General features: G+C 33.6%; 1 protein-coding gene. It reads right to left on the reverse strand.

Features of this window, described 5'->3' with window-relative positions; translation table 11 throughout:
* Window positions 1–476: 476 nt before the first annotated feature.
* The gene (locus F0310_RS05645; protein WP_182117986.1) at window positions 477–1286 is read right to left on the reverse strand and encodes a hypothetical protein; all 810 of its coding nucleotides are present in this window, start codon (window positions 1284–1286) and stop codon (window positions 477–479) included.
* Between the last annotated feature and the right edge of the window lie 216 nt (window positions 1287–1502).

Raw genomic sequence — 1502 nt, forward strand, 5'->3', positions numbered from 1 at the left:
GCTTTACATACTCATATCTGGGTTTAGCTTCATGTGCAAGATTACTCATATAACCCTCCTTTACTGCAATTTAATTACTCTTATTACCTATATTTAACATTCTTAATATCTACTATTAATAGTAACACACATTTTAGATAGCAAGATAGGTTGGCAAAGCTATTAGCAAAACCAAAGTTCTTTCTAAGTTATCTTTTAGTATTAGTGTTTCTTATCTTAAAAAGATTCATTATCATTACTTCACTTGTCCACTTCTAACTACAAGATCAATTTCTACTAAAAAATTTCTATATTTCCTAATTACAAAATTATACTTTGATAGTTTTGATAGCTATACTAGACTAGGCATAAAAGCCCCTTAACCTAGATTATCTTATAATCTAGGTTAAACTTCTGGCATCTATTTTTATAGAAAACATAAGCTTAGCTTTAAAAAAACAATAAGGAATAGCAGTTAACTCCTGCTACTCTTTACTTTACAAGTCATAAATAAGTCGCTTGCATGCTTGTGTTATATCACACACAGCCTCTCTTATTAAGCTTAATGGCTTGCTAAACCGTTTCTCTGCACTCTTACTTGCTTGCATCAACTCTCCTGCAACACCATCGCCATTTCCTTTGCTATCACCAAAAAGGCTTTCTACTTTTCCCATTAACCCAGATACACATTCCTTAATAACTTCACTGTTTTTCTTTGGGCCTTCTTTAAGAGAAAATGCTACAAGACATTCTTCTTTTTTCTTAAATTCTTCTATTACTCCCTTTACCTTATCACGCAGATCATACTCATTATCTCCAAGCTTAATCTGGCCATTTTCTTTTGCTACTTCTAATATTTGATCTAACAAGCATATACTGCTTATCCCTGTCTTAAGATTATCTTTAAGTGCGTCTGCTGCACTATATCCTAAAGATATTAATTCAGAGATAGCTTTCTCTATCTTTCTAGATGTTTCTTTAAGCTGGCTCACAAGAGAAGGTACTTCACTTATTGGTATTTTGCTACCGTCTTTTGTCTTGCTACCTAGCACCTTTCCCTTAGCAGCACTAGCTGCTTCCTTTACCTCTTCTGCCATCTTTTCAAGTATGTCTTTGCCTAATGCCTTATTCTCCTGCTTAGCTTTAGGCTTGCTGCCTACATTCTTTTCTTTAACAACATCAAGAGCAGGAGCAAAATCAGCCTCACTAGTCTTTTCTGTTTCTGCTTGACCAGTCCCTACATTTAAATAAAATAACTTACAAGAGGCTGCTAAAAGCACACTGCATAAACACAAATATATCTTCATACTAACTCCTCTCCTTAGAATGAAAACTTACTTACCTACTTAAGTAAATCTAGTTCTTATTCTCTTTTTTAACCAAGCCCACTTATTTACTTTTCTCTTAGCTTTCTAGCTTGCATTAAACAATACAAGCTATTTTTACAAATGTGATATATCCTTTAATAATGAGGTGTTAAGGGTCAAGGATACAGATAGAGCAAGATGCAAGCAAAGACATAA

Source organism: Borrelia sp. A-FGy1, assembly GCF_014084025.1.
In the GTDB taxonomy this organism is placed as follows: domain Bacteria; phylum Spirochaetota; class Spirochaetia; order Borreliales; family Borreliaceae; genus Borrelia.

Excerpts from the sequence above, each read along its gene's own strand:
- F0310_RS05645 (WP_182117986.1), bottom strand. The coding sequence starts at position 1,286 with ATGAAGATATATTTGTGTTTATGCAGTGTGCTTTTAGCAGCCTCTTGT.